Raw genomic sequence first — 24704 nt, 5'->3', positions numbered from 1 at the left:
AGGGGTCGACAGATCAGTACATTGCCGGTTAGGCACGGTCAGCGAGGACTTCGAGGCGCCCCCCTAAAATAAAGAGGTTACGCCTGCTCCCGTCACGGACTGAACGACCTAATTAATACGAGAGAGAAAAAGATGAGGGTGGACCGCGAGAGAGGGAGAAAACAGAGACAGCCGCATCGGCCTGGTCGGCCATTTCAATATCGAGGGTTACGAGAAAAACAATAGTCGGAACGAAGACAGAATCCGCAAGATCGAATCCCTGGCCCACCCCGCAAAACCACGAACAGAGCGCGGAGGAATGGGTCGCCGCCTTATGGTGAGCATGCTGCGTCTCATGGGCCACAGTTGCCGGCGACGCGAGCGCAGGCACCAGCAGCAGGCAGGCTACCAGGGGCAGAACGAAAATCTGTCGATTGAGTCGAATCACGCCATCCTACCGGGCCGATGCCGCCTGCATCGGCTTGTGTCCTTGAATACGTTGGACCGTTTGATAAATTTTCTCTTCAGTCAGGAGCCCGCCTTTGAGGTACTCTTGCACAATACCCTTCTCATCAATAAAAACGCTGACTGGCAATCCAAACACCCCGAACTGGTTGGCGACTTTGTTGTTGCGATCCATGAGGACCGGGAACGTATGGCCGTACTGCTTAATGTGTTCGCGCACTTTCACATCGTCTTCCAATTCATTGATCGCCAGCACCACGAACCCTTTGTCACGGAGCTTGTCGAAGCTGGCCTGCATAGCCGGCATTTCGGTCGTGCAGGGCTTGCACCAGGTGGCCCAGAAGTTCACCAGCACAATCTTGCCGCGATACTGGCTAAGGCTCTGCGCTTGGCCATCCAGGTCGACCAGGCGAAAATCTTCTGCTGGCATGCCAACCACCGGAACGCGCGAGCCCATGCTCCACGCCCACGGTACAAGGACCGCGCTGTAGAGACAGGCGGCTGCCACCAGCCCCATCATTGCGACATTAAACATCTTCTTCATCAGCCCCTCCATTCGGTCGACCGGCTTGAACACCTTAGACGCCCGGCTTGATCAACTGGAACGATTTCGAAATGCCGAACACGAAGCTGGTGCCCTGCGCGAGATTGTTGTTCGCGTCACGGGCAACCGGAATCTGCGTGTAAAAATACACCGACGTCGCATCGGTCCAGGAAGACTTTACAAGATCGCCGAGGCTGACCTGGAATCCTGGCGTATAGGCAAAATACGTCGAACCGGTGTTGGGTACCCGGCGATTCATGACGGCCGGGTCGATCACGGACGGCTCCTCTCCCGCAAAGGGAGGAGCCGATTGCTCCAGGTTGGCCCTCACATTGTCATGAACAAGATAACGGTAGTTGAATTGATTGGTCACGACCAGCCAGGGTAGGGTCACGAGATTGAATCCGAAATTGAAGAGAAACTCGTCGCCGAATTGATAGCCGTCTCGATTGCGGAAGGTATGGCGGTAGCTGCCATAGGCAAATTCATTCAGCCGGTGGGGAATCAGCTCATAGGTCTGATAGATCGAGCCGATTAAGCCGACATTGCCTCGTCCCAGCTGCCCTGACGACTCAAGAACGCCTCCCCCGCTATCCCGTGCTCGCGTGTCACCGGTCGGCAGATCCATTCCGAATCCCAGGACCAGCATGTTCCGCAGTGTCGGTAACACGTTATATTTCGCCGTGAGCCGCACGTCTCCGATTCCGTTGTCTGAGAAATTCGTGTTCTCACCAAACTCGTCGAGCGACTCCCCGACCCCATCAAGGTGCTGATGCTTACGCTTCAAATAAGGCACCGACACCTGCATGGCAAATCGATCAGTGATGCCGTAATTCATGTCGAGGGTATAGGTCTGGGTGATCGTTCGGGTTTCTTGATGGTGATCGAGAATCAACCGTTGATTGGCTTGATTTGCAGCCGGGATCAGGCCGTTGGTGCCGCTCAGCAATCGCATGGGGGTATAGTTGTACGTGCCATTGATAGTCAGCACGCCTTCCTGAGGCACCTGTTGCTGCGACCCGATGACGACGAAACATGACACCGCTCCGCACGATGCCTGTGCGGGTTGGAGGCCAGTCCATAAGGAGAAGATGACTGCGAGACTGAGAATACATCCGAGGAAAAACCTGGTTCCTACCATGATGACACGAGCCCTTTCTCTCTAGAAGAATCGTCCCTATCCGCCTCCCCTACAGCCCACTCAGTGGGCTGCATAAGAGACGGAATGTGCCCGGTTGCGGGCCACATGAGCAACGAAAACTATAGAGAGAACGACGGAGGGGCGCGGCTGGGAGAAGTCTGGCACAGCTCAATCGAGGGCTGCGCAGCATGGGGAAGCGTGAGGAGGGCAATCGGACTGAGTTCGGCTTCAAACGGAACGACCGCACTATCGAGCACCGTCCCGGCGGCACACATCCAGGAGCACAGCACGGTACCATGGGTGGCAGCCTGGTGATGGGCATGGTGTCCGGCATGTTCGACCGACTGCGCCTGGGCCAATCCGCCGACGGACAGGACACAGCACACGAGCAGGATCGACACATATTTGAGAACGGTGTGGTTCATCGCAATAGAGACCGAGTGATTCAACCGAATGCTAATGGAGATTCGCTAGACCTGTCAAGCCGACAACTCGACACCTGAGCCTCTGCTGATTGGATTGTAGGATTCAGGGGAAAGATCCTGTATACTGCGCAGATTACTTTCGGAGGCATCGGCGTTCGTTCCGATCAACAGCACTATGGTTACGCAATTACTCAATCTGATCTTCGGCAGCAAAAACGATCGTGAAATCAAGGCGCTCCGCCCAACGGTGGAGCGGATCAATAGCCTGGAATCCGGCCTGACGCCGCTCTCCGATCAGGCGCTCGCGGACAAAACCCCGGAGTTCAAGGCACGCATTGCGGCCGGCGAAACGCTGGACGATATCCTGCCGGAGGCGTTCGCGGTCTGCCGTGAAATGTCCCGCCGCAAGCTGAACATGCGCCATTTCGACGTACAGTTGATCGGCGGCATGATCCTCCACCGGGGCCGCATCTCCGAAATGAAGACCGGCGAAGGGAAGACCCTGGTTGCGACGCTGCCGGTCTATCTGAATGCGCTCGAAGGGAAGGGCGTGCACCTCATCACGGTGAACGACTACCTCGCCAAGCGCGATGCACAATGGATGAGCATCCTTTACCATGCCCTGGGACTCTCGGTGGGCATCATCCAACACGATGCCTCCTTTCTCTACGATCCGGCCTATGACGCCTCCGACAAGCGGCTCCAGTCGCTCCGCCCCTGCACGAGGCCCGAGGCCTATCGTGCCGACATCACCTACGGCACCAATAACGAGTATGGGTTCGATTACCTTCGCGACAACCTGGTCGTCACCGATCTCGCTCAGTGCGTGCAGCGCGAGTTGAACTTCGCCATCGTGGACGAAGTCGACAGTATTCTCATCGACGAAGCCCGCACACCCTTGATTATCTCCGGTCCGACGGATGAAACGACCGATCTCTACTACCGCATCAACGCGATCATCCCGCAGCTGAAGCCCGAACACGACTACACGGTTGAGGAAAAGACGAAGACCGCGTCGTTGACCGAAGAAGGCAACGTCCGGGTCGAACAGTTGCTCGGCGTGGACAATCTCTACGATCCCGACCATATGGATCTCGTCCATCACGTCGTCAAAGCACTCCAGGCCTATGCCCTCTACAAACGGGATGTGGACTATGTGGTGAAGGACGGCGAAGTCATCATTGTGGACGAATTCACCGGCCGGCTTATGCCGGGGCGCCGCTGGAGCGACGGCCTGCACCAGTCCGTCGAAGCCAAAGAAGGCGTCAAAATTGCCAACGAGAATCAAACGTTGGCCTCGGTCACCTTCCAGAACTATTTCCGGATGTACAAGAAGCTCGGCGGCATGACCGGCACAGCGGACACGGAAGCGGCGGAGTTTGCCAAGATCTACAATCTCGACGTCAACGTGGTTCCGACCAATCGCAAGATGGTCCGGCTGGATTACGCCGACGTCGTCTACCGGACCGAGAAAGAGAAGTTCGCCGCGATCGTCGAGGATATCAAGGAATGCCACGAGCGCGGCCAACCCGTCCTGGTCGGCACCATTTCCATCGAAAAATCGGAGCGGCTCGCCGGCATCTTGGGCCGGAACGGCGTCAAGCATAACGTCCTCAACGCCAAGCAGCATGAACGGGAAGCCGAGATCATCGCCCAGGCCGGCCGCAAGGGCGCCGTCACCATCGCCACCAACATGGCGGGCCGCGGCACGGACATTCTCCTCGGCGGCAACCCCGACTTCATGTTCAAACAGATCCTCTATCGGGAAGAGAACCTCCCCGACGCGCGCAAGCAGGAAATCTTCGAAGAGATCCGGTCCGACTGCGAGAAGGACAAGCAGGCGGTCATCGCGGCAGGCGGACTCCATATTCTCGGAACTGAACGTCACGAAAGCCGCCGGATCGACAACCAGCTCCGGGGCCGCGCCGGCCGCCAAGGCGACCCCGGCTCGTCACGATTTTATCTGTCGTTGGAAGACGACCTGATGCGCATCTTCGCCTCCGAGCGGGTCTCCCAACTGATGCTCAAGCTCGGCATGGAAGAAGGCGTCCCGATCGAGCATGGCATGGTCACCAGAGCCATCGCCAACGCTCAAAAGAAGGTCGAGGCCCACAACTTTGAAATCCGGAAACAGTTGCTCGAATACGACGACGTCATGAACAAGCAGCGCGAGGTGATCTACCAACACCGGCGCGCCGTCCTGGGCGGAACGAATCTGAAAGACGACCTGCGCGACATGATGGACGGCCTGGTAGACTCCGCCCTGAACATCTATTGCCCGGCTGAACAATACCCCGAAGAATGGGACATCAAGGGGCTCGCGGAACTTATGCATAGCCAGTTCGCCCTCGACATCACCCATGGCAAGAGCGACGGCGCCGAAGCGCTCCGCGACATGGGACGCGATGCCTTGATCGAAGACCTCCGCGCACAAGTGCGCGATGCCTACGACAAGAGAGAACAGGAACTGGGCTCAGATTTGATGCGTTTCCTGGAAAAAAACTTCATGCTCCAGGTCGTCGATCACCATTGGAAGGACCACCTCCTGGGAATGGATCATCTCCGCGACGGAATCGGCCTGCGCGGCTACGGACAGAAAGATCCGCTCATCGAGTACAAGCGCGAGGGCTACGATCTCTTTGCGGGCATGATGGAACGGGTCAAATCCGACGCACTCGACCGGCTCTTTCACGTCCAGGCAGTCCGGAACGAAGGCCAACCCTCAGCGCCGCCACCGCCGCCACCCGTCATCTCGCGTCCCCAACCCACCTTCACTCTCAATCGCGGAGAAGAACCGGTCGCGCCTCAGACGGTTCAGCGAAGCGACGACAAAGTCGGCCGTAACGACCCCTGCCACTGCGGCAGCGGGAAAAAATACAAGAAATGCCACGGAATATAAGCTGACAGCAAGCCTATACTAATCCCCTTCCGACTACTTATCCGGCGCATCTTTCATCTCTCCAAAGAGACCGGCCTGACATGGCCGGAAAGGCGCTATCTGCCAGAGATTCCCCCTGATCTTGCCTTGACTTAGCGGCGACTGGAAAGTTAATCTACGCCTCTTTTCCCCTCCCTGAGATGCAGGCATAGTCTGCCCGTTTTCTCGGGTTGGTTCGAGCTGTCTTCACAGAGCCGAAGGAGTGGTCTGTGTCATTGGGACATCCTGAACTCGTCGCTGCTATTTCGTCCGAGATCATCGGGAACGGACCCATTCCCTTCGTCCGTTTCATGGAACTGGCCCTCTATCATCCTCACTACGGCTATTACATGCGCCAACCGGACGGTGCGGACCATGAACGCATCGGGTGGTCCGGCGATTTCTACACCAGCTCCGATGTGCATCCGATTCTTGGCCGCGCCATTGCGGCGCAGGCCCGGCAAATGGACGAATTATTGGGTCACCCCACTCCCTTTACGATCGTTGAAATGGGCGCAGGGAAAGGCTTGCTCGCCCGGGACTGTCTGGCGGCGATCCATGCCAAGCAGGACGACTTCGCCGCGCGCGTTCGCTACGTGCTGATCGAACGGAGCCCTGCGATGCAGGGACTCCAACGACAGAACTTGGCCCCTTGGCTACGCGAGCCAGGACAGGTCGCCTGGATCGAAGGACTGGACGCCCTCGCCCCTCAGGGCGTGACCGGCCTCTTCTTCAGCAATGAACTCGTGGATGCCTTCCCGGTTCACCGCATTCAAATGGTCGCCGGTCAGGCACAAGAACTCTTCGTCGACTATCGGGATGGACGCTTTGAGGAATGTCTCAAGCCTCTGTCGAATCCTGCGCTCGATCAATATATCCAGAAGCTCGAACTGAGCTGGCCGGACGGGTACCGAACCGAGATCAACCTCCAGGCATTGGAGTGGATGGCACAAGTCGCGCAACGGATCGATCGCGGATTCGTGGTGACGATCGACTATGGTCATACGGCAGAAGATTTGTACGGACCGGAGCGGAAGGACGGCACATTCCTCTGCTACCACCAACAGTTGACCGGCGATGTACCCTATGTGCGTGTCGGACAACAGGATATGACCGCTCATGTGGACTTCACCAGCCTGGCGACTGTCGGAGCCGCCACCGGCTTGGCGGTGACAGGCTTTACAAATCAGATGAGTTTTCTCATGGGGCTCGGGGTGGAAGAGATGATCGGCCAACTCGACCCGGAGAGTCCGGAGTTCGGCGCAGCTATCCATCTCCTTAAGCCGGACGGAATGGGACGGACCTTCAAGATTCTGATGCAGCATTGCGGGGTTGAACGACCGGACCTTGACGGGCTGAAGTTCAAACCCTTCTTTGGCTCGGCACTAACGACGAACCAGGCACGAAGCGAGAAGCACGAGGCGATGGGTCGGAGTCTTCCCTCTAGCCGCTCGCCCCTCACCCCTAGCCTACAGGCGTAACGAAAATGGGTAACACCGCCATTCCAGAGAATTACATACCGATTCTCCTGTTTATCGGCATTGCCATTGTCTTTGCGGCTGTCCAGCTTGGCGCCGGCTGGCTTGTCCGACCAAGCCGTCCCTATCGAGCCAAGCTGACGCCCTATGAAAGCGGAAGCCCGTTGTTTTCAGACGCGCGCATTCAGTTTCCGATGCGCTACTACATCATCGCGATGCTGTTCGTCATCTTCGATATCGAGATCATTTTCATGATTCCCTGGGCCGTCCGGTATCAGTCGCTCGGCCTGCTTGGACTGATCGAAATGCTCGTATTTCTGAGCATCCTGCTGGTCGGATTCTGGTACGCCTGGAAGAAAGGGGCGTTGGAGTGGGATTGATGAGTGAGGCGACCGTCGGGGTGCCCTTCGTGCTCGCGGAACGCGCGCCTCAGAAGGCCTCGTTCGACGCGCGCAGTGAAGAGCACCCCGACAATCCCCTCCAACTGAAGAGAGTAGAGGAGATGACATGAGTTTCTTGGAACGACAGTTTGAGGCGAATATTCTGACGACCAATCTTGATGCGGTCGTGAATTGGTCCAGGAAGTCGGCCCTCTGGCCGATGACCTTTGGCCTGGCCTGCTGCGCCATCGAAATGATTGCAAGCGTGTCGTCGCGTTACGATCTGGATCGATTCGGTGCCGGGGTCTTTCGGGCCTCGCCGCGACAAGCCGACCTCATGATCATCGCCGGCACGGTGTCGCGCAAAATGGCGCCGGTGATCCGCCGCATCTACGACCAGATGCCGGAACCACGGTACGTCATTTCGATGGGCTCCTGCGCCACGTCCGGTAACCATTACAATAGTTACGCCGTGGTCCAGGGCGTCGACCAGATTATTCCAGTCGATGTGTACGTGCCTGGTTGTCCACCCCGTCCTGAAGCGTTAATCGATGGATTATTGAAGCTCCAAGAAAAGATTCAGCGGGAAAAGGTGTTCGTGAAATAACCCGCGAGACGAGCGAGAATGGCGGGACATGCGTGACTGGCCAATCGCGCGTTTCTCCCAACTCTCACACTTCTCGCAATTAGGATTATGCAAGCTCTACTCGATAGCCTGAAAGCGAAATTCCCTGACGCGATCCTCGCGACCTACGTCGATGCGGCACGTGCTGAAACTGCCGTCTCCGTGGCCGCCGCGCGTCTGCTGGACATTGTGCGCTATTTGTACGATGCGCCGACAGCCGCCTTCGACCAACTCACGGATATCTGCTCGGTCGACTATCCCGAAGATCAGCTGCGGTTCGAAGTCGTCTACCACTTGCATTCGCTCCCGCTTCGCCAACGCCTTCGCCTCAAAGTCCGCCTCACGGAAGACGACCCGACGATCGCGTCGGTCACCGGCATCTGGAAGGGTGCGGAATTCCTGGAACGCGAAGTGTTCGACATGATGGGCATTCGCTTTTCAGGCCATCCCGATCTCCGGCGCATCTTGATGCCGGAAGATTATGCCGAGGGATACCCGCTGAGAAAAGACTTCCCGACCGAAGGCCGTGGCTGGCGTAGCGAGTTCGATTTCATCCCAAAAATGGACGACTCTCCGCTCGACATGAGTGCGTTTGAGATCCCCGAAGAACAGAAGAACGCCTTTCGCGCGGAACCAGGCTTGCCCAGTTCCCGACGGAAAGAAGAACTGTTGCTGAACATGGGGCCACAACATCCGAGCACCCACGGCGTCTTGCGTGTGGTCCTCGAATTGGACGGCGAACGGATTGTGAAAGCCACACCGGACCTCGGGTACCTGCATCGAGGCGTCGAGAAATTGTCAGAGGGATTGACCTACATGCAGATCATCCCGCACACGGACCGGCTCGACTATGTCTGTGCCATGTCCAACAACTATGCCTACGTGCGGGCCGTGGAGAAACTGCTCGAGATTACGGTACCGGTTCGGGCCGAATACATCAGGACTATCGTGGCCGAGATGCAACGCATCATCGGGCATCTCTTCTGGCTCGGTACCCAGGCCCTCGATATCGGCGCCATGACCGTATTCTTCTGGACCTTCCGGGAGCGCGAGATTCTCTTGGACATGTTCGAAAAGCTGTGCGGCGCCCGACTGACATTGAACTACTACCGCATCGGTGGCGTCGACAGCGACTTCACGCCCGAACTGGTCCAACGGATGAAGACGTTCCTCCAGACCTTTCCCGAGAAGGTCAAGGAATACGACTCGCTCATCGCGTCGAACCGCATCTGGCTAGGCCGCACAAAGAACGTGGCCGTCCTCTCGGCCGAGGACGCAATCAACTTCGGCTGCACCGGACCGGTCTTGCGAGGGTCCGGCGTCGCCTACGATGTCCGCAAGGTCGAGCCCTACGGCGTGTATGACAAAGTCGAGTGGGACGTGCCGGTCGGCAAGCACGGCGATACCTACGATCGATACTGGATTCGCATGGAAGAAATGCGGCAAAGCGCCAGAATCATCGCCCAATGTCTCGATCAACTACCGGCCGGACCGATCATGGCCGAGGCACCGCAATATATTCCGCCGCCTAAAGAACTGGTCATGCGGGACATGGAAAGCTTGATCCATCATTTCATTATTTACACCCAGGGCATCAAGCCGCCGAAGGCCGAGACCTACTGTGCAACCGAAGCCCCGAAGGGCGAATTGGGATTTTTCATCGTCAGCGACGGCAGCCCACGCCCCTACCGGATGAAGATTCGCTCGCCATCCTTTGTGCACATGGGCGCCTTCGACCACATGGCAAGAGGCTATTTGATTTCAGACATCATCACGATCTTCGGGACATACGACATCGTGATGGGAGAATGCGATAGATGAGGGAACGGAGGATGCCCTTGTGCTCGCGCAACGCGCGGCCTCGGAAGGCCCTCGTTGGACGCGCGCAGTAAAAGGGCACCCTCCGCTCCCTCACCGTGAGTGGGTGGACAGGAAAACCAGATGCTGAAAGATAAGTATCAGAAAGAAATTGACGAAATCCTAAGCCGGTATCCGGTGAAACGCTCGGCATTGATTCCGTTGCTGTACCTGGCGCAGCAGGACGAAGGCTATGTGTCCGAGGTTGCCATGAAGGAAATCGCGGGGCTCTTGCGCCTGACTCCGCCCCAGGTCTATGAGACGGCCACGTTTTACACGATGCTCAATCTCAAGCCTGTGGGAAAATTTCATCTCCAAATCTGCAAGTCCCTGATGTGTGCGCTGGTCGGGTCGGATACGGTCATTGGATGGGTGAAGACGAAACTCGAAATCGGACCGGGCGAAACGACGGCCGACGGACTCTTTACTCTCAGCACGGTCGAATGCCTTGCCGCCTGTGGCACCGCGCCGATGATGCAGGTCAACGAGGACTATTACGAACGACTGACGGAAGAGAAGTTCGACCGCATCCTGGCCGATCTCAAGAAAGATGGAACCTGTTCCCTCAAGACCGGCCCATTTATGTGGCCGGAACCGGCCCCGGCAAAACACGGGGCCTAAGACGTCAATCGAAAGGCGGGCGGTAAGTTACCCTGATTCTACGATTGACGGTTGACGAAAGAATTTGAATGCCTAAGCACGAACCAGTCTTATTGAAGAACATGCTGCAGCCCGGCTATACCGGGTCGCTGGCGGACTATGAAAAAACGGGCGGCTACCAGGCGCTCCGCAAAGTTGTGGGTAAAGTGTCACCAACCGACGTGACCGGCACCGTGATGAAATCGGGGCTTCGGGGACGAGGCGGCGCAGGCTTTCCGACCGGCGTCAAATGGGGATTCCTGCCCAAAGATTACCAGGGCCCGCGTTATCTCTGTTGCAATGCGGACGAGAGCGAGCCAGGCACGTTCAAGGACCGCCAGCTCATTGAACGAGACCCCCATCAGATTCTGGAAGGCATCCTGCTCGCGTGTTACGCCATCGGAGCAGAATCCGCCTACATTTATATCCGCGGCGAATTCGTCCTCGGGGCCAAAATCTTGGAAGCAGCGATTGTCGAAGCGCGCACCGCCGGCTATATCGGCACAAACATCCTCGGCACAGGGATCACCGCCAATGTCTGGGTGCACCGGGGCGCCGGCGCCTATATCTGCGGTGAAGAGACGGCATTGCTGGAATCGCTTGAGGGCAAGCGCGGGCTCCCGCGCGTCAAACCGCCATTCCCGGCAACCCATGGTCTCTATAACAAGCCGACCGTGGTGAACAACGTCGAAACCCTCGCGAACCTTCCTCACATCATCAGCCGTGGACCCGAATGGTTCGCGTCGATCGGCTCCCCGCCAAAGAGCACCGGCACCAGAATCTTCTGCGTCAGCGGCCATGTCAAACGGCCGGGCAACTACGAAGTGCCTATGGGGGTTACCTTCCGAGAGTTGATCTACGAAGAAGCCGGAGGCATGCGCTCAGACAAGCCCCTCAAGGCCTTCATCCCGGGTGGAGCCTCTGCGCCGTTCCTGACGCCGGACAGCCTCGACGTCAAACTCGACTTCGAGTCCGTCGCCGCCGCCGGCTCGATGCTCGGCTCCGGCGGAGTCACCGTGATGGAAGAAGGCACGGACATGGTCTGGGCCGCGCTCCGCCTCATGGAATTTTTCTATCATGAGTCCTGCGGCAAGTGCAGTCCCTGCCGCGAGGGTAGCTCCTGGCTGGTCCAAACCATGCGACGGATCGTCGCGAAACGAGGGCGGATGGAAGACCTTGAAACCTTGGTCGATCTATGCAAGAACATCGCGGGCCGGACGGTCTGCGCGTTCGGCGATGCGGAAATATCGCCGATTATGAGCACGCTGAAACATTGGCGGCCTGAATACGTCAAAATGATTCACGAAGCGGAGGCAGCCAATCTGATTCACCCGAAGCGGATCATGGCTCAACCCTAACGATGGCTACCACGACCGACACCGTTCGCTTAACGATCGATGGCATTCCCATCTCGGTGCCAAAGGGCACCCTGGTGATCGAAGCCGCTCGGCGTGTTGGGGTCATGGTTCCACACTTCTGTTACCACCCGAAGCTCAAGCCCGATGCCAACTGTCGCATGTGCCTGGTTGAAATCGAAAAGATGCCGAAGCTCCAGACCTCCTGCAGTACGGTTGCCACCGAGGGCATGTCCGTTCGAACCGCAACGACGGTCGTCCAGGATGCCCACAAGTCGGTGCTCGAATTCATCCTGGCCAATCACCCGCTGGATTGCCCGGTCTGCGACCAGGGCGGCAAGTGCGACCTGCAAGATTTTTCTCATGAATACACCGCGACCACCAGCCGGTTTGCGGAAACCAAGCGCATCTTCCAAAAGGAATACTTCAGCCCCCTCATCGAAACGCAGATGAACCGTTGCGTGCAATGTTTACGGTGCGTCCGCTACTGCGACGAGGTCATGGACGTCAAAGCCCTCGCTCCGGTCGGACGAGGCACGATGACCGAGATCAAATCGTTTGGCGCCCACCCGTTAGACTGCGAGTTCTGCGGCGGCTGCGTGCAGATTTGCCCGGTCGGTGCCATCACCAGCCGGCTCTCGATGTACGAATACCGTCCCTGGATGCTGAAACGCGCCGATACGGTCTGTTCATTTTGTGGAGACGGCTGCCAGATCACGGTCCAAACCAAGGGCCAGGAACTGATCGAAGTGAACAGCGCCCAGGGTGCCGGCCGGAATAACGGCGACCTCTGCGCCCGCGGGTTTTTTGGATTCCACGCCACGAGCCATCCCAGCCGGATCACCCAACCCTTGATCAGACGGAACGGCTCGCTGGTCGAAGCCACCTGGGAAGAGGCCTTGGAATATGTGGCCGAACAGACCAAGCGGATCAAGCTGGCGCATGGCGCCCAAGCCTTCGGCGGCCTGATTTCCGGCCGCTGCACCAACGAAGAGCTCTATCTGTTCCAAAAGTTCATGCGCGTGACGATTGGGACGAACAATCTCGACAGCAGCGCCCGGTACGGCCATATCAATGGAACCCAGGCCCTCCGGCGTGTGCAAGGCACACATCGCTGGACCGTCACCTTCGAAGACATCGTGCAAGCAGACGTACTTCTGTTGGTCGGCACCAATATCACGGAAGCCAACCCGATCACCGGCCTTCAAGTCAAAGAAGCCGTCAAGAAACATGACGCGACCCTGTTGACGATCGAGGCGCTCCAGCCGGCGATAGGCACGATCAGCAACATTACCAACCTGTCGCAGCATCATCTCTGTGTGGCTCCATCCCAGTTCGGCACAGCCGTCTTAGGCCTCTTGAAAGCGGTGGTCGAGGGCGACCATATCGACGGTGCGCTCCGTCAACGGGCATCGGACTATGTCTCGTCTGTCTCTCACGCGGTCCAACAACTATCCTGGGACGACCTGGCCCTGCACACAGGGATGTCACGCGAATCCTTCGCGAGCATGGCCTCGTCACTCGCCAAGGGACGGCGTGTCGTCGCGCTGGCCGGCCAAACTCTGCTGCGCAGCCAGGGTGCGTATGGTATCTGCCTCAATCTTCTCGATCTCCTGCTCGTGACCGGAAAATTATCCGAACCGGGTTGCGGATTTGCGCCCCTGGCAGAAGAGAATAACGATCAAGGAGCGGTTGAAATGGGAGCGGTTGCGGAACTGCTGCCCGGCGCACTCGACCTCACCGCTCAGGACGCGCGCGCACAGATGGTTCGTGCCTGGAAAGAGGAGCTCCCTCTGGCTGCAGGGGCCACCCTCATCGAGATGATCGACCGGGCACAAGCCGGAATCATCAAGAGCCTCTTCGTCATCGGAGAAAATCCCGTCGGGAGCCTGCCACCCCAGACCAGAGTCAAAGAGGCCTTGGGCAAACTCGATCTCCTCGTCTGCCAGGAACTGTTCCTCACAGAAACGGCTGCGCTCGCCCATGTGGTGCTGCCGGCCGCTTCCGCCATGGAGAAAGCCGGGACCTTCACGAATACCGAGGGACACATTCAGACCGTTCGGCCTGCGATCGATCCGGTGGGGGACAGCCGCCCCGACTGGGAAATCCTGTCGGCCATCTCCGTCTTCCTCGGCGTGCCATTGGAATACGGCGATGCGAAGGAAATCCTCAAAGAGATCCGGACCGTCATTCCCGGATATGGATCGCTCAGCCCAACGCCGATCTCTCCCAAGGTGGATGCTGCCGCTGTCGACCGATATGTCGGCGGGGGATATCGCCAGGACCTTGTGTCTCGGTATACTCTGCCCGCGCGAACCATGCGTCCGGAGGGAACGGTCCAGCTTGGGCTGGTCCAGAGCCTGTTCCATTCAGGGAAGCTGTCGACCCGTTCGAAGGGGCTGCTACAGATCGAACCGAGCGGGTTCTTGCAGATGAATCCCGTGGATGCGGCCCGATGCTCCCTCGATACAGGGAATCGCGTTCGCCTCTCGAACAGCCGGGGTGAATTCACCACCACGGTAAAAGTATTCGATCGCGTGCCAGAGGGATTGGCCTGGCTTCCCGATCACTTTACCCAGGACGCTTTGCGACTCTTCGACTGTGTCATCGATCTGGAGACGAAGGTCCCATCCTATCGGACGGTCTCCGTGTCGGTCATGAAAACAACGTGAGCAGACGAGAACCCATGGTTATTTTCACTTGTCATCCGGGAGTGCTGTCGTGACTGAACTAAGCCTGCGCCTTGCGGTTTCGCTTGCCCAGATAGCGGCGGTGATGGGCATCGTGATGTTGACGGTCATGATCCTGACCCTGGCCGAGCGAAAGGTGCTCGGCTGGATGCAGGATCGCATGGGCCCGATGGAAGTCGGCCCCTATGGCATCCTTCAACCGATCGCAGACGGCCTCAAGTTGTTCTTCAAAGAAGACATCGTGCCGGCCGGCGCCAACAAGGCGATGTTCACTCTGGCGCCGATCCTGGCTATGGTCCCCGCCATGATCGGATTCGCGGTCATTCCCTTCGGCCCGGCCATGACCGTCGATGTCTTTGGCCTCACGATCAAACCCTTCGTGATTAGCGACATCAACATCGGCATCTTGTACATCCTGGCCTTTACCTCGATCGGCGCCTACGGCATTATCCTGGGCGGCTGGTCTTCCAACAGCAAGTATTCACTCCTGGGAGGCTTGCGCTCCGCGGCCCAGGTCATCAGCTACGAGTTGAACGTCGGACTCGCGATCATCGGGGTGCTGCTGTTGGCAGGGTCGTTGAGCCTCGTCACGATCACGGAAGCCCAAGCCGGCGGCTTCTGGCATTGGTTCATCTGGGGCGCGCGCCCGGACGGGTTTTTTCCGATCCATACCCAGATCTTCGCCTTCGTCGTCTTCGTCATCTCTGCCGTGGCCGAGACCAATCGTGTTCCCTTCGACCTGCCGGAAGCGGAAAGCGAACTCGTGGCCGGATTTTTTACGGAATATAGCGGCATGCGCTTCGCGTTCTTCTTCATCGCCGAATATGCCAACATGGTCCTCGTGTCTTGCGTCGCCGCCTCGTTATTCTTGGGCGGCTGGAACGCCCCCTATCCCGGCACAATTCTGGGCTATATCGGCCTCGAACAGCTGGCTTGGGTGGAAAACGTCGCCTGGTTCACGTTCAAGGTCTACCTGTTCCTCTTCCTCTTTTTCTGGTTGCGCGCCACATTGCCCCGGCTGCGCTACGATCAATTGATGCGGTTCGGCTGGAAGGTCATGTTACCGATCGCGCTGGCCAATATCGTCGTCACGGCCATCACCGCCTATTTCTTTCCGCGGTGACGCAACCGCGCTGTCAGCGCTGGATTTGAATCTCGATAGCCCTGACTGCTGATCGTTGAGAGTTTGCAAGAATGACGTTCAAGACCTGGATCAAAACCATCACCTTCTACGACCTCCTCGTAGGCATGAAAGCGACGATGTCGCATTTGATCCATTATCGACCGATCACCTTGCAGTACCCGCATGAAAAACGAACGTTGCCGGACAACTACCGCGGCATGCTGGCCTTGTTACGGTACGACGACGGAACGGAAAAATGCGTCGGGTGCGATCTCTGTGAAGCGGCCTGCCCGTCGCGGGTCATTCGCGTGGTCAGCGCCGAAGTGCCGGGTGAGCCGACGAAACGTTACTCGAAAGAATATTACATGGACATGACCCGCTGCCTGTTTTGCGGGCTGTGCGTCGATGCCTGTCCGGTAGATGCCCTCGGCATGACACGCGAATATGAATGGGCAGTGTACGACAAGCGGCAGCTGCACCTGAATAAGCAGCAATTGCTCGCCATCGGCGACCGGTCGTTTCCCGTTCGCGAGAAACAGCTGGAACTCCAACATCCGAATGTGGCGTTCTTCAACGTGGCGTTCAAACACCTGCCGCAAAAGCCGTCCTAAGGGGCTCTAGAGATAGATGGAACAGGCATTCTTTTTCTATTTTGCGTTCGTGATCGCCGCCGCGTCGGTGCTCGTGATCGCGGTCCGCAACCCGATCTACAGTGCGATGGCGCTGCTCGTCATGTTTTTTCACGTGGCGGGACTCTATGTCACATTGCACGCGGAATTCCTGGCCGCCGTACAAATTATCGTCTACGCCGGCGCGATATTGGTCCTCTATCTCTTTGTCGTCATGCTGCTGAACATGCGACAGGATGACCGCTACCATCGGCAATGGCCCATGGCCGCAGCAGTAGGACTGACGCTCTTCATCGAAGCCGTCATCCTCACGGCGATGAAAGGCTGGACGGCCCCGCCCGTGGCAACCGGCACGGAAACGACAGTCGGGGAAGCCGGTAACACCGAAGCGATTGGCGACGTGCTCTACTCCACCTATCTCTTCCCCTTCGAGGTGGCGTCCTTAATTTTGCTCGTCGCGATGATCGGCGCCATCATCCTGGCCAAAAAAGACCCGGAGGAGCCTGCGGCATCATGACGATCCCGTTGTCCTACTATCTCGTGCTGAGCGGTATCGTATTTCTGACCGGAGTCATCGGCGTGCTCCTTCGTCGGAACATCATCATTATCTTGCTGTCGGTCGAATTGATGTTAAATGCGACGAATATCAACTTCGTCGCCTTTTCGCAGTACTTCCACGATGTGGGAGGGCAGGTCTTCGTTTTCTTCGCCCTGACCGTCGCGGCGGCAGAAGTGGCAGTCGGGTTGGCGATTATCATCGCCTTATATCGAGCCAAATCCACGATCAACATCGACGAATTTCAGTTACTGAAATGGTAAAGCGGATCACAGAGCTGATGGCATATCGCGTATGGCGAATAGCAGGAGAACGAGTTCGAACGCTTCGGAGCGGGTTGACGCCACGCGATAGCTCCCTTCCCCTCCGTCAGCAGCTGTTTACTATCAGCCATCAGCTATCGGCTATTAGCTCTTTATGACGTACGAACTTATTCCGCTCCTCCCATTGGCGTCGTTCCTGATCCTCGGGCTCTTCGGACCTTGGATCAAGGACCAGGCCCATCTCGTCGCCGTCCCGGCGGTGGTCGTGTCATGGCTCCTCTCCCTCCTGGTCTTCTTCGATGTGGCAGGCGGACATCAGACGAGCTTTCCCCTCTATACCTGGCTGACCTCTGGCGCGCTCGACATTCACATCGGCTTCTCCATCGACCGGCTGACCGCCGTCATGTTGCTCCTCGTCACCACCGTGAGCTCACTCGTCCACATCTATACCATCGGGTACATGGATCGAGATCCCGGCTATGCCCGCTTCTTCAGCTATATTGCCCTCTTTACCTTCTCGATGTTGATGTTGGTCATGGCAGACAACCTGCTGCAACTCTTCATCTTCTGGGAAGCGGTCGGGCTCTGCTCCTATCTGCTCATCGGCCATTGGTACGATCGTCCGGCTGCCTGCGCCGCCGCGACCAAAGCGTTCATCGTCAACCGCGTCGGCGATTTCGGCTTCATGCTCGGCCTGCTGTTGGTCTGGTATAGCTTCGGATCGCTCGACTATTCGGAAATATTTGCCCGCGCCCACGAGTCTGCAGGCGACGTCATGAATGTCTTCGGGCCGTTTGGCGGAACCTGGGACATCTCCGTATTGACGCTCATCTGTCTCCTCCTCTTCACCGGCGCAATCGGCAAATCCGCCCAAGTGCCGCTCCACGTCTGGCTGCCGGATGCGATGGAAGGCCCCACCCCCATCTCGGCCCTCATTCATGCCGCGACGATGGTCACGGCCGGCGTCTTCATGGTGGCGCGCTTGGCCCCACTCTATAACTTGTCTCCCACCGCCATGATTGTCGTGGCGCTCACCGGCGGGTTGACCATGGTGGTCGGTGCCACGATCGCCTTGACCCAGACCGACATCAAACGTGTCGTGGCCTATTCGACGGTCAGTCAACTCGGCTACATGATCATGGCCTGCGGTCTCGGCGCCTATGCCTCCGGCATGTACCATCTCCTGACCCACGGGGCCTTCAAAGCCCTCCTCTTTCTCGGGTGTGGGTCGGTCATTATCGCGCTGCATCACGAGCAGGACATGCGGCGCATGGGCGGGCTGAAAGACAAGCTGCCGATCACCTATTGGACCTTTGTGGTGGGTTCACTCGCACTGGCTGGATTCCCCCTGACATCGGGCTTCTTTAGCAAAGACGCCCTGCTCGTCTCAGCCTGGTCAAGCGGCTCGCTCGGTCAATTTCTGACCGTGCTCGGCCTCATAACAGCCCTGATGACGGCGTTCTACAGCTTCCGGCTGGTCTTCGTCACATTTTGGGGCCCTTCGCACGTCGACCCTCATCACGCAGGCCATATCCATGAACCCTCGCAAACCATGACCATGCCGCTCATCGTCCTCGCCGTACTGAGCGTCGTCACAGGGTATCTCGGCATCCCGGAGTTTCTTGGACCGATGTTTGAGACCGGCACTGGCGGCGCGGGACACGAAGGCGGAGCCGCCATCGCCATCATGGTACTGGCTACGAGTATGGGCTTGCTCGGGATCGCCGCCGCTTATTATGTCTACGTCCTCAACCCGGCGTTCCCCGATCAATTCGCCAGACGGTGGCAATCGCTGTATCGCGGATCGCTGAACAAATGGTATGTCGATGAGGCCTACGATCGGACGATCGTCCGCCCCACCTTTTCCGCCGCCACCGAACTGTGGAAGCATGTCGACGTCGCCGTGATCGATGGCGCCGTGAATGGTGTGGCCCGTGCGATCGCCTGGAGCGGCTGGATCTTGAGGCTCACACAAAGCGGACAGACGCAACATTATGCGCTCGGTATGGCGCTCGGGGTCGTGGTGATCCTGACCGTCTTTTTGATGTTCTGAGGTTGTATGCATAGCGGCGGATTTCCCTGGCTCTCACTACTCCTCGTCCTCCCCCTTGTGGGAGCCGCCGCGATGTATGTCGTGACGGAATCGGCCGCTCGCTGGATTGCGCTGGCCGCGACCCTGGCAGACCTCTGTATCGCGCTCCCGCTCTGGTGGCTCTTCGATCCCCAGGCGAGCCAGATGCAGTTCACCGAACATATCGCCTGGATTACCGCTCCCCCCATTTACTACAGCCTGGGCCTCGATGGAATCAGCCTCCCACTGGTCTTGATGACCGTTGCGATTATGCCCCTGTGCGTCCTGGCATCCTGGACTGCGATCACGACAAGAGTGCAGGGCTTCATGGCCATGCTACTGATCATGGAGACAGCCATGGTCGGGGTGTTCGTCGCCTTGGACTTCGTCTTGTTCTATATCTTCTGGGAAGCCATGTTGATTCCGATGTACCTCCTCATCGGTGTCTGGGGAGGACCGAATCGGCTCTATGCGGCCATCAAGTTCTTTCTCTATACCCTCGCGGGGAGCGTGCTGTTATTGGTCGCCATCTTTACCCTCTACTTTTACGGAGGGCATACGTTCGACATCCTCGCGTTGAGCCAAGGTACCTACCCGGCGTCGCTGCAAATGTGGCTCTTCCTGGCCTTCTTCGCCGCCTTCGCCGTCAAAGTCCCCATGTTCCCATTTCACACCTGGCTCCCGGATGCCCACGTCGAAGCCCCGACAGCCGGCAGCGTCATCCTCGCCAGCATTCTGCTGAAAATGGGCACCTATGGATTTCTGCGATTTAGTTTGCCGATGCTGCCGGACGCCAGCCGTTCCTTCACGCCCATAATGGTCGCTCTCTCCATCGTCGCGATCATCTATGGCGCCTATATGGCGCTGGCCCAGGTGGATCTCAAGAAACTGATCGCCTATTCGAGTGTGAGCCACATGGGGTTCGTGACCCTCGGGATCTTTGTCTTAAACCAACAGGGCATCGAAGGGGCGGTCCTGCAAATGGTCAACCATGGCATTACGACCGGCGCCTTGTTCCTCTGCGTCGGCATGATCTATGAGCGCACCCACAGCCGATTGATCGCCGACAATGTCGGCCTGGCGTCACCGATGCCGCAATATGCCACCCTGTTGGTGATTTTTGCTTTATCGTCACTCGGCCTCCCCGGCACCAATAGTTTTGTCGGAGAGTTCCTCGTGCTCGTCGGCACATTCCTCTGGAGCAAAGTTGCCACTGCCTTTGCGTCGCTAGGCATCATCCTCGCCGCCGCCTATATCCTCTGGATGATTCAACGAGTGGTCTTTGGCGTCCCGCTCCCCCACCAGCTCCCGAAGCTGAAGGACCTCAACAGACGGGAGCTCGCCACGCTGGTACCGCTGGCTCTGTTGGTCTTTTGGATCGGACTCTTTCCGAATCCGCTCGTGAGCCGGATGCACCAGAGTGTGAACAGCATGATCGCCTCCATGTCCCGGGCGAAGGTTGCACCAACGACCCAACTCTCTGCCGGAGAAGCCGCGCCGCTGTTGGCAGACGGTGGACAGCCGCTGACGACTGAAGGAATCTCGCGATGAGCCTCTACGGTACCGACCTCTTAGCCCTGCTTCCCGAGCTCATTGTCGTCGCGGCGGCCTGTCTTGTCATCGCGTTGGACCCCATCACTCCGGCCTCGCGGCGAGACCTCCTGGCCTGGCTGAGCCTAGGCGCCCTCGCCCTCTGCCTTGGGCTCACCGGCGGACAGATCAGCACGTTGAACGTCCGGGTCTCTGCCTTTAGCGACCTGGTGGTGATCGATGCCTATGCCAGATTCTGGAAAGTCCTTCTCTATGGCGTGACTGGCCTGACTATCTTGATGTCGCTGCCGTATCTGAAGGCCGAACGCATCCATCTGGGCGAATACTACGGGTTCATTCTCCTCGCCTTGTCCGGTATGATGGTCATGGTCTCCGGCGCCGACTTGCTCACGATTTATCTCGGCACCGAACTCATGTCGCTCTCGCTCTACGTCATGACCGGGCTCAATCGATCGAAACCTCGTTCGCTGGAGGCCGCCGCCAAATACTTCGTCCTCGGCGCCTTCTCCTCGGGGATTCTCTTGTACGGCATCTCGTTGCTCTACGGCATGGCCGGCAGCACCAAGCTGGCATCGATCGCCAGCGCCATCGGCACTCATGGGGCCAACGACCCCCTCGTGCTGATCGCCACGATTCTCGTAGCCGTGGGCTTCAGCTTTAAGCTCGCCGCCGTGCCGTTCCATATGTGGACGCCCGATGTCTATCAAGGAGCGCCGACCTCTGTGACGGCCTTTATGGCAGTGGCGGCAAAAGCGGCCAGCTTTGCCGCCTTCATGCGTGTCTTCGTAGAAGGGCTTGGCGGGCTCAAGGCCGACTGGTCGCTCCTGTTCCTGCTCATCGCCCTTGTCACCCTGGTGCTCGGGAATGTCGTGGCCATCGTGCAGACCAACATCAAACGGATGCTGGCCTATTCCAGCATCGCTCATGCCGGCTACGCCTTGATCGGCTTTGTGGCGGCAGGCCGCGCCGGCGGCCCGTCGGGATCCACGCCGGGCCTTGCCAGCGTCATGATCTATCTCGCCCTCTATTCGTTCATGACGCTCGGAGCCTTCGCGGTGATCGGCATGCTCCGGAAGGGTGAGCGCGAGGGAGAAGAGATTGAGGATTTCACGGGCCTCGCAAAACGCCAACCGCTCGCGGCCTTTCTCATGCTGGTCTTCATGGTCTCACTCGCAGGCATTCCGCCGACCGCCGGCTTCATCGGAAAGTTCTATGTCTTCATGGCGGCAGTCGACGCAGGCTTGGCCTGGCTCGCCGCCATCGCCCTGCTCTTTGCCGCCGTATCGGCGTACTACTACATGCGGGTCGTGATGGTGATGTATATGCGCGAGCCTGATTCCGCTGCGGTTGCGCCGCGTCTCGTGACGTCCCCGACCCTCTCCTTCGTGTTAGCCTGCGCCGTTGCCGGCGTCATTCTCTTTGGCCTCTTCCCCAACCCTCTCGTCAGCTTTGCGCTGCAGTCTGTCCTGACGCTCAAGTAAGTCGCTCGCCGGCGGGCTCCAAATAGGTGCAGGATCAGGCCACTCGTGCTACGCTTGCGACAAGCCCATCACGCAGTACGTCCTATGCATATGCAGCTCTTCCGCTTTCTCCGAGACCTACTCCGATCGTTTCAACGCCATGGCTGTGCCAGTCTGGCTGCGTCTCTCGCTTTTTTTTCCCTGCTCTCGCTCTTCCCCCTCGTCTTTCTCTTGCTCTACGCCCTGAGTTTTGTGGTGAGTCAGGACATGATTGGAGAACAGGTGCTCCTCAGTTTCCTCAAGGGCTTCCTCCCTTCACTGGGCGAACATGTCGCAGATGAATTACATCGGGTGAGCGGGCTCGAAACCGTTCGATGGGCCGTGTTTCTGGCCGTCGCCTGGTTCGGCGCATTGGTATTCTATGAACTCGACTATGCGTTGAACGTCGTCTTCGAAAGCGCCTGGCGCCGCCATCCCCTCATCTCGACGGCCATCGCGGTGGCTTCCCTCGGTGTGACCGGGCTCGTGCTGATTCTTTCCTATGTCGCCACTCAAACCGTCAACTTCTTAACGGGATACGCGCCAAAACTCTGGGGGCTGGACCTTCTGGCCCTCGCAGCCCACGATCTATTTCTCACCTACACCCTTCCCTTCGGGCTGGCCTTCCTGACCGTCACAGGCCTCTATCGACTCGTGCCGCGGCGACGGCCACAATGGCGGGAGGCCATGATCGGGGCGCTCACGTTTAGCCTGCTCTGGGTCTCGGCCAAACTGTTGTTCGTGACCTATAGCACCTATGCCACCCTCTACGCGCACCTCTATGGATCTCTCTTGGAAGTCGTTCTATTGCTCCTCTGGGTCTATTACTCTGCAGCACTCTTATTGATCGGCGCAGAAGTGGCCCACCATCTCCAGCAACAGGTACAGGCTCTATCCGCGACAGCCACCAAAGCAACCCCCTCAGAGCAAGCCTTGCCGGATGGCCCCCCCGTCTAAGAAGACTGGTCTGTCGAGTCCAGCTCCTCTGTCTCGTCTATTCGGTCAAACCAGATAGACCAGATCAGACTGTCAGCTTCTGGACTTTTGCTGGCAGAGGTATCCCTTCGTGGCTAGAATGACTACCGGTACAATACGGGAGTCGCTCCATGCCAGAAGACTTCGGCAAAGACATGCTCATGCTCGGTGGCACCATCGCGGGCTTTGTCGCGGCCATGTTGACCGTGATGGAGAAGCTACTGGATATCAGCAGCCGGTTCACAGGGAAAAAAGAGCAGAAATCACCGTCACCAACAGAACGTCCCGTCGCCAGCGCCCCTTCCCCGATCGATTTCTTTTCGTCCAAACCCTTTCGGGGAACCTCCTATCTCCTCCTATACGAAACCGGCGTCATCGTCGCAGCCGGCCTGCTTCTCAATTATGTCGGGCTTACGTTAAGCCGTCATCTGGAGAGTATTCTCTTTCTCGACATGACAGGAACGGCGCTGGTGGCGTTCCTCTTAGGTCCCTGGTGGGGAGCCATCGCTGCGCTCCTCTCGAATTCTGTCGTGAATTGGCTGCTCTACCCGGAAACTGGAGCGGATGTGGTGATTTTCCCCTGGTCGCTCGTGAACATCGTCGGCGCTTTTTATTGGGGCTGGATGGCCAGGCAGGTAGGCTTTCAAAAGTATCTTCGCACGGGACGCAGTTCCGCCCTCTCCCATGCCTGGTTCCTCTACATCTTTGGAGTCGGTGGCGCAATCGTCATGAGTCTGCCAGGAACGTTCGTCCAAGCCGCGTTACATGAACAAACGACCTTTGCCTTGAACCCTGAGGTCGCTGAGTCCGTGAGCCAGCGTGTGCTCCAATGGGAACAGACCGCACACCTCTACCTCGAATCCTTCTTCGGATTTACCTGGGGTGAAAGTCTGAGTTGGTGGATCGTCAATTGGTTCCAGAACTTTATCCGATATGTTCCGGACAAGACCATGAGTGCGGCCATCGCCCTTGTCGTGCTGAAGTACGGCTACCCGCTCTTTGAACGGGAGCTGATTCACGGGGGACCGGATGGCGAACGTCCGAACGATGAGCGCATCCTGCCGCTGGTGCTGGGGTTGCTCTATGCCCCCTCCTTCGCCACCTTGATCAGCAGCGAAACATACGGGGGAACAGCCTACTGGCCTCTGTGGGCATTACCGTGGCTCTTAATTCTGGCTGGCTACTTCCGTTTGCGCTACTGGGGCGTGGGGGAGGCGGCGCTGCAGGCCGCCAAGCTTCAACGAGCCGAGCGTTATGCCCGCGCCCTCAAAGCAATTGGACGGGAACCGTCCCATGAGTTCTGCAAGCGCCTAACCTTTATGACGCTCATCGCCAGCCTGCTCTTTGCACTCTGCCTCCCCATCCTGTTAACAGACTTTTACCGCGCCACCTTTAAGTTCTTCTGCGTCGTCTATGGATTCCTGCTGGTGGTCCACCTCCTACGTATTTCCATCGCGCAGAACATTTCCATCGCCCGCGCAAACGACTGATCATCTCTTCACCCCTTGTTGGCGCTCACCATTCACGTCTTACTTTTCATGT

Annotated in this window: 22 protein-coding genes; 18 read left to right on the top strand and 4 right to left on the bottom strand. The window is 58.0% G+C overall.

Translation table 11 applies throughout. The features are described from left to right. Positions 1-112: 112 nt before the first annotated feature. The 4 genes from Q7U76_16980 to Q7U76_16965 all read right to left on the bottom strand — a co-directional run bounded on the left by Q7U76_16980 (position 113) and on the right by Q7U76_16965 (position 2554). Positions 113-427 carry a hypothetical protein gene (locus Q7U76_16980; protein ID MDO8358073.1) on the bottom strand — a complete coding sequence of 105 codons (315 nt, stop codon included), beginning with the start codon at positions 425-427 and terminating at the stop codon, positions 113-115. 6 nt (positions 428-433) lie between these two features. Next, positions 434-988: a TlpA disulfide reductase family protein gene (locus tag Q7U76_16975; protein ID MDO8358072.1), complete on the bottom strand. Its 555-nt coding sequence runs from the start codon at positions 986-988 to the stop codon at positions 434-436. Positions 989-1022: 34 nt separating this feature from the next. After that, on the bottom strand, positions 1023-2030 hold the full coding sequence (locus Q7U76_16970; GenBank protein ID MDO8358071.1) for a hypothetical protein: 1008 nt from the start codon (positions 2028-2030) through the stop codon (positions 1023-1025). 218 nt (positions 2031-2248) lie between these two features. Next, positions 2249-2554: a hypothetical protein gene (locus Q7U76_16965; protein MDO8358070.1), complete on the bottom strand. Its 306-nt coding sequence runs from the start codon at positions 2552-2554 to the stop codon at positions 2249-2251. Between the two features lie 175 nt (positions 2555-2729). Between Q7U76_16965 and secA the strand changes: the two genes are divergently transcribed. The 18 genes from secA to Q7U76_16875 all read left to right on the top strand — a co-directional run bounded on the left by secA (position 2730) and on the right by Q7U76_16875 (position 24652). Continuing rightward, a complete protein-coding gene (secA, locus tag Q7U76_16960) occupies positions 2730-5453 on the top strand; it encodes a preprotein translocase subunit SecA (GenBank protein MDO8358069.1) in 2724 nt (907 codons plus the stop codon). 248 nt (positions 5454-5701) lie between these two features. Continuing rightward, complete coding sequence (locus tag Q7U76_16955) at positions 5702-6952, top strand: SAM-dependent methyltransferase (GenBank protein ID MDO8358068.1); 1251 nt, start codon at positions 5702-5704, stop codon at positions 6950-6952. Between the two features lie 5 nt (positions 6953-6957). Continuing rightward, a complete protein-coding gene (gene ndhC, locus Q7U76_16950; GenBank protein MDO8358067.1) occupies positions 6958-7329 on the top strand; it encodes an NADH-quinone oxidoreductase subunit A in 372 nt (123 codons plus the stop codon). Continuing rightward, positions 7329-7460: a hypothetical protein gene (locus tag Q7U76_16945; protein ID MDO8358066.1), complete on the top strand. Its 132-nt coding sequence runs from the start codon at positions 7329-7331 to the stop codon at positions 7458-7460. The genes ndhC and Q7U76_16945 overlap by 1 nt, the downstream gene beginning before the upstream one ends. Further along, positions 7457-7936, top strand: a complete 480-nt coding sequence (locus Q7U76_16940) for an NADH-quinone oxidoreductase subunit B family protein (GenBank protein ID MDO8358065.1) — start codon at positions 7457-7459, stop codon at positions 7934-7936. The genes Q7U76_16945 and Q7U76_16940 overlap by 4 nt, the downstream gene beginning before the upstream one ends. Positions 7937-8023: 87 nt before the next feature. Further along, positions 8024-9775 carry an NADH dehydrogenase (quinone) subunit D gene (gene nuoD / locus Q7U76_16935; protein ID MDO8358064.1) on the top strand — a complete coding sequence of 584 codons (1752 nt, stop codon included), beginning with the start codon at positions 8024-8026 and terminating at the stop codon, positions 9773-9775. Positions 9776-9895: 120 nt separating this feature from the next. Further along, positions 9896-10432 (top strand): NAD(P)H-dependent oxidoreductase subunit E, encoded by a 537-nt coding sequence (locus tag Q7U76_16930; GenBank protein ID MDO8358063.1) that lies wholly within the window; start codon positions 9896-9898, stop codon positions 10430-10432. Between the two features lie 68 nt (positions 10433-10500). Next, complete coding sequence (gene nuoF, locus Q7U76_16925) at positions 10501-11808, top strand: NADH-quinone oxidoreductase subunit NuoF (GenBank protein MDO8358062.1); 1308 nt, start codon at positions 10501-10503, stop codon at positions 11806-11808. 2 nt (positions 11809-11810) lie between these two features. Further along, on the top strand, positions 11811-14477 hold the full coding sequence (nuoG, locus tag Q7U76_16920; protein MDO8358061.1) for an NADH-quinone oxidoreductase subunit NuoG: 2667 nt from the start codon (positions 11811-11813) through the stop codon (positions 14475-14477). A gap of 49 nt (positions 14478-14526) precedes the next feature. Further along, on the top strand, positions 14527-15618 hold the full coding sequence (gene nuoH, locus Q7U76_16915) for an NADH-quinone oxidoreductase subunit NuoH (GenBank protein ID MDO8358060.1): 1092 nt from the start codon (positions 14527-14529) through the stop codon (positions 15616-15618). Positions 15619-15689: 71 nt separating this feature from the next. Beyond that, positions 15690-16229, top strand: a complete 540-nt coding sequence (nuoI, locus tag Q7U76_16910) for an NADH-quinone oxidoreductase subunit NuoI (GenBank protein ID MDO8358059.1) — start codon at positions 15690-15692, stop codon at positions 16227-16229. A 16-nt stretch (positions 16230-16245) separates the two neighbouring features. Next, positions 16246-16764: an NADH-quinone oxidoreductase subunit J gene (locus tag Q7U76_16905; protein MDO8358058.1), complete on the top strand. Its 519-nt coding sequence runs from the start codon at positions 16246-16248 to the stop codon at positions 16762-16764. Next, complete coding sequence (gene nuoK, locus Q7U76_16900) at positions 16761-17066, top strand: NADH-quinone oxidoreductase subunit NuoK (protein ID MDO8358057.1); 306 nt, start codon at positions 16761-16763, stop codon at positions 17064-17066. Before Q7U76_16905 ends, nuoK begins: the two co-directional genes overlap by 4 nt. A 154-nt stretch (positions 17067-17220) precedes the next feature. After that, entirely contained in the window at positions 17221-19119 is a 1899-nt protein-coding gene (nuoL, locus tag Q7U76_16895; protein ID MDO8358056.1) for an NADH-quinone oxidoreductase subunit L, read from the top strand. A 6-nt stretch (positions 19120-19125) separates the two neighbouring features. Then, positions 19126-20688 carry an NADH-quinone oxidoreductase subunit M gene (locus tag Q7U76_16890; GenBank protein ID MDO8358055.1) on the top strand — a complete coding sequence of 521 codons (1563 nt, stop codon included), beginning with the start codon at positions 19126-19128 and terminating at the stop codon, positions 20686-20688. After that, positions 20685-22169, top strand: coding sequence for an NADH-quinone oxidoreductase subunit N (locus Q7U76_16885; protein MDO8358054.1), 1485 nt, complete (start codon positions 20685-20687; stop codon positions 22167-22169). The genes Q7U76_16890 and Q7U76_16885 overlap by 4 nt, the downstream gene beginning before the upstream one ends. Before the next feature lie 84 nt (positions 22170-22253). After that, on the top strand, positions 22254-23144 hold the full coding sequence (locus Q7U76_16880; protein ID MDO8358053.1) for a YihY/virulence factor BrkB family protein: 891 nt from the start codon (positions 22254-22256) through the stop codon (positions 23142-23144). 149 nt (positions 23145-23293) lie between these two features. After that, positions 23294-24652 (top strand): hypothetical protein, encoded by a 1359-nt coding sequence (locus tag Q7U76_16875; protein ID MDO8358052.1) that lies wholly within the window; start codon positions 23294-23296, stop codon positions 24650-24652. Positions 24653-24704: the final 52 nt, after the last annotated feature.

It is taken from the genome of Nitrospirota bacterium (genome assembly GCA_030645475.1).
GTDB lineage: Bacteria > Nitrospirota > Nitrospiria > Nitrospirales > Nitrospiraceae > Palsa-1315.
The sequence above is the reverse complement of the archived record's forward strand: the minus strand, read 5'-3'. Positions and strand labels throughout refer to the sequence as shown.

What these genes read in the sequence shown, in the direction of transcription:
- Q7U76_16975 (MDO8358072.1), bottom strand. Translation starts at nt 988, where the DNA reads ATGAAGAAGATGTTTAATGTCGCAATGATGGGGCTGGTGGCAGCCGCC.
- Q7U76_16965 (MDO8358070.1), bottom strand. Translation starts at nt 2,554, where the DNA reads ATGAACCACACCGTTCTCAAATATGTGTCGATCCTGCTCGTGTGCTGT.
- secA (MDO8358069.1), top strand. Translation starts at nt 2,730, where the DNA reads ATGGTTACGCAATTACTCAATCTGATCTTCGGCAGCAAAAACGATCGT.
- ndhC (MDO8358067.1), top strand. Translation starts at nt 6,958, where the DNA reads ATGGGTAACACCGCCATTCCAGAGAATTACATACCGATTCTCCTGTTT.
- Q7U76_16945 (MDO8358066.1), top strand. Translation starts at nt 7,329, where the DNA reads ATGAGTGAGGCGACCGTCGGGGTGCCCTTCGTGCTCGCGGAACGCGCG.
- Q7U76_16940 (MDO8358065.1), top strand. Translation starts at nt 7,457, where the DNA reads ATGAGTTTCTTGGAACGACAGTTTGAGGCGAATATTCTGACGACCAAT.
- nuoD (MDO8358064.1), top strand. Translation starts at nt 8,024, where the DNA reads ATGCAAGCTCTACTCGATAGCCTGAAAGCGAAATTCCCTGACGCGATC.
- Q7U76_16930 (MDO8358063.1), top strand. Translation starts at nt 9,896, where the DNA reads ATGCTGAAAGATAAGTATCAGAAAGAAATTGACGAAATCCTAAGCCGG.
- nuoF (MDO8358062.1), top strand. Translation starts at nt 10,501, where the DNA reads ATGCCTAAGCACGAACCAGTCTTATTGAAGAACATGCTGCAGCCCGGC.
- nuoG (MDO8358061.1), top strand. Translation starts at nt 11,811, where the DNA reads ATGGCTACCACGACCGACACCGTTCGCTTAACGATCGATGGCATTCCC.
- nuoI (MDO8358059.1), top strand. Translation starts at nt 15,690, where the DNA reads ATGACGTTCAAGACCTGGATCAAAACCATCACCTTCTACGACCTCCTC.
- Q7U76_16905 (MDO8358058.1), top strand. Translation starts at nt 16,246, where the DNA reads ATGGAACAGGCATTCTTTTTCTATTTTGCGTTCGTGATCGCCGCCGCG.
- nuoK (MDO8358057.1), top strand. Translation starts at nt 16,761, where the DNA reads ATGACGATCCCGTTGTCCTACTATCTCGTGCTGAGCGGTATCGTATTT.
- nuoL (MDO8358056.1), top strand. Translation starts at nt 17,221, where the DNA reads ATGACGTACGAACTTATTCCGCTCCTCCCATTGGCGTCGTTCCTGATC.
- Q7U76_16890 (MDO8358055.1), top strand. Translation starts at nt 19,126, where the DNA reads ATGCATAGCGGCGGATTTCCCTGGCTCTCACTACTCCTCGTCCTCCCC.
- Q7U76_16885 (MDO8358054.1), top strand. Translation starts at nt 20,685, where the DNA reads ATGAGCCTCTACGGTACCGACCTCTTAGCCCTGCTTCCCGAGCTCATT.
- Q7U76_16880 (MDO8358053.1), top strand. Translation starts at nt 22,254, where the DNA reads ATGCATATGCAGCTCTTCCGCTTTCTCCGAGACCTACTCCGATCGTTT.
- Q7U76_16875 (MDO8358052.1), top strand. Translation starts at nt 23,294, where the DNA reads ATGCCAGAAGACTTCGGCAAAGACATGCTCATGCTCGGTGGCACCATC.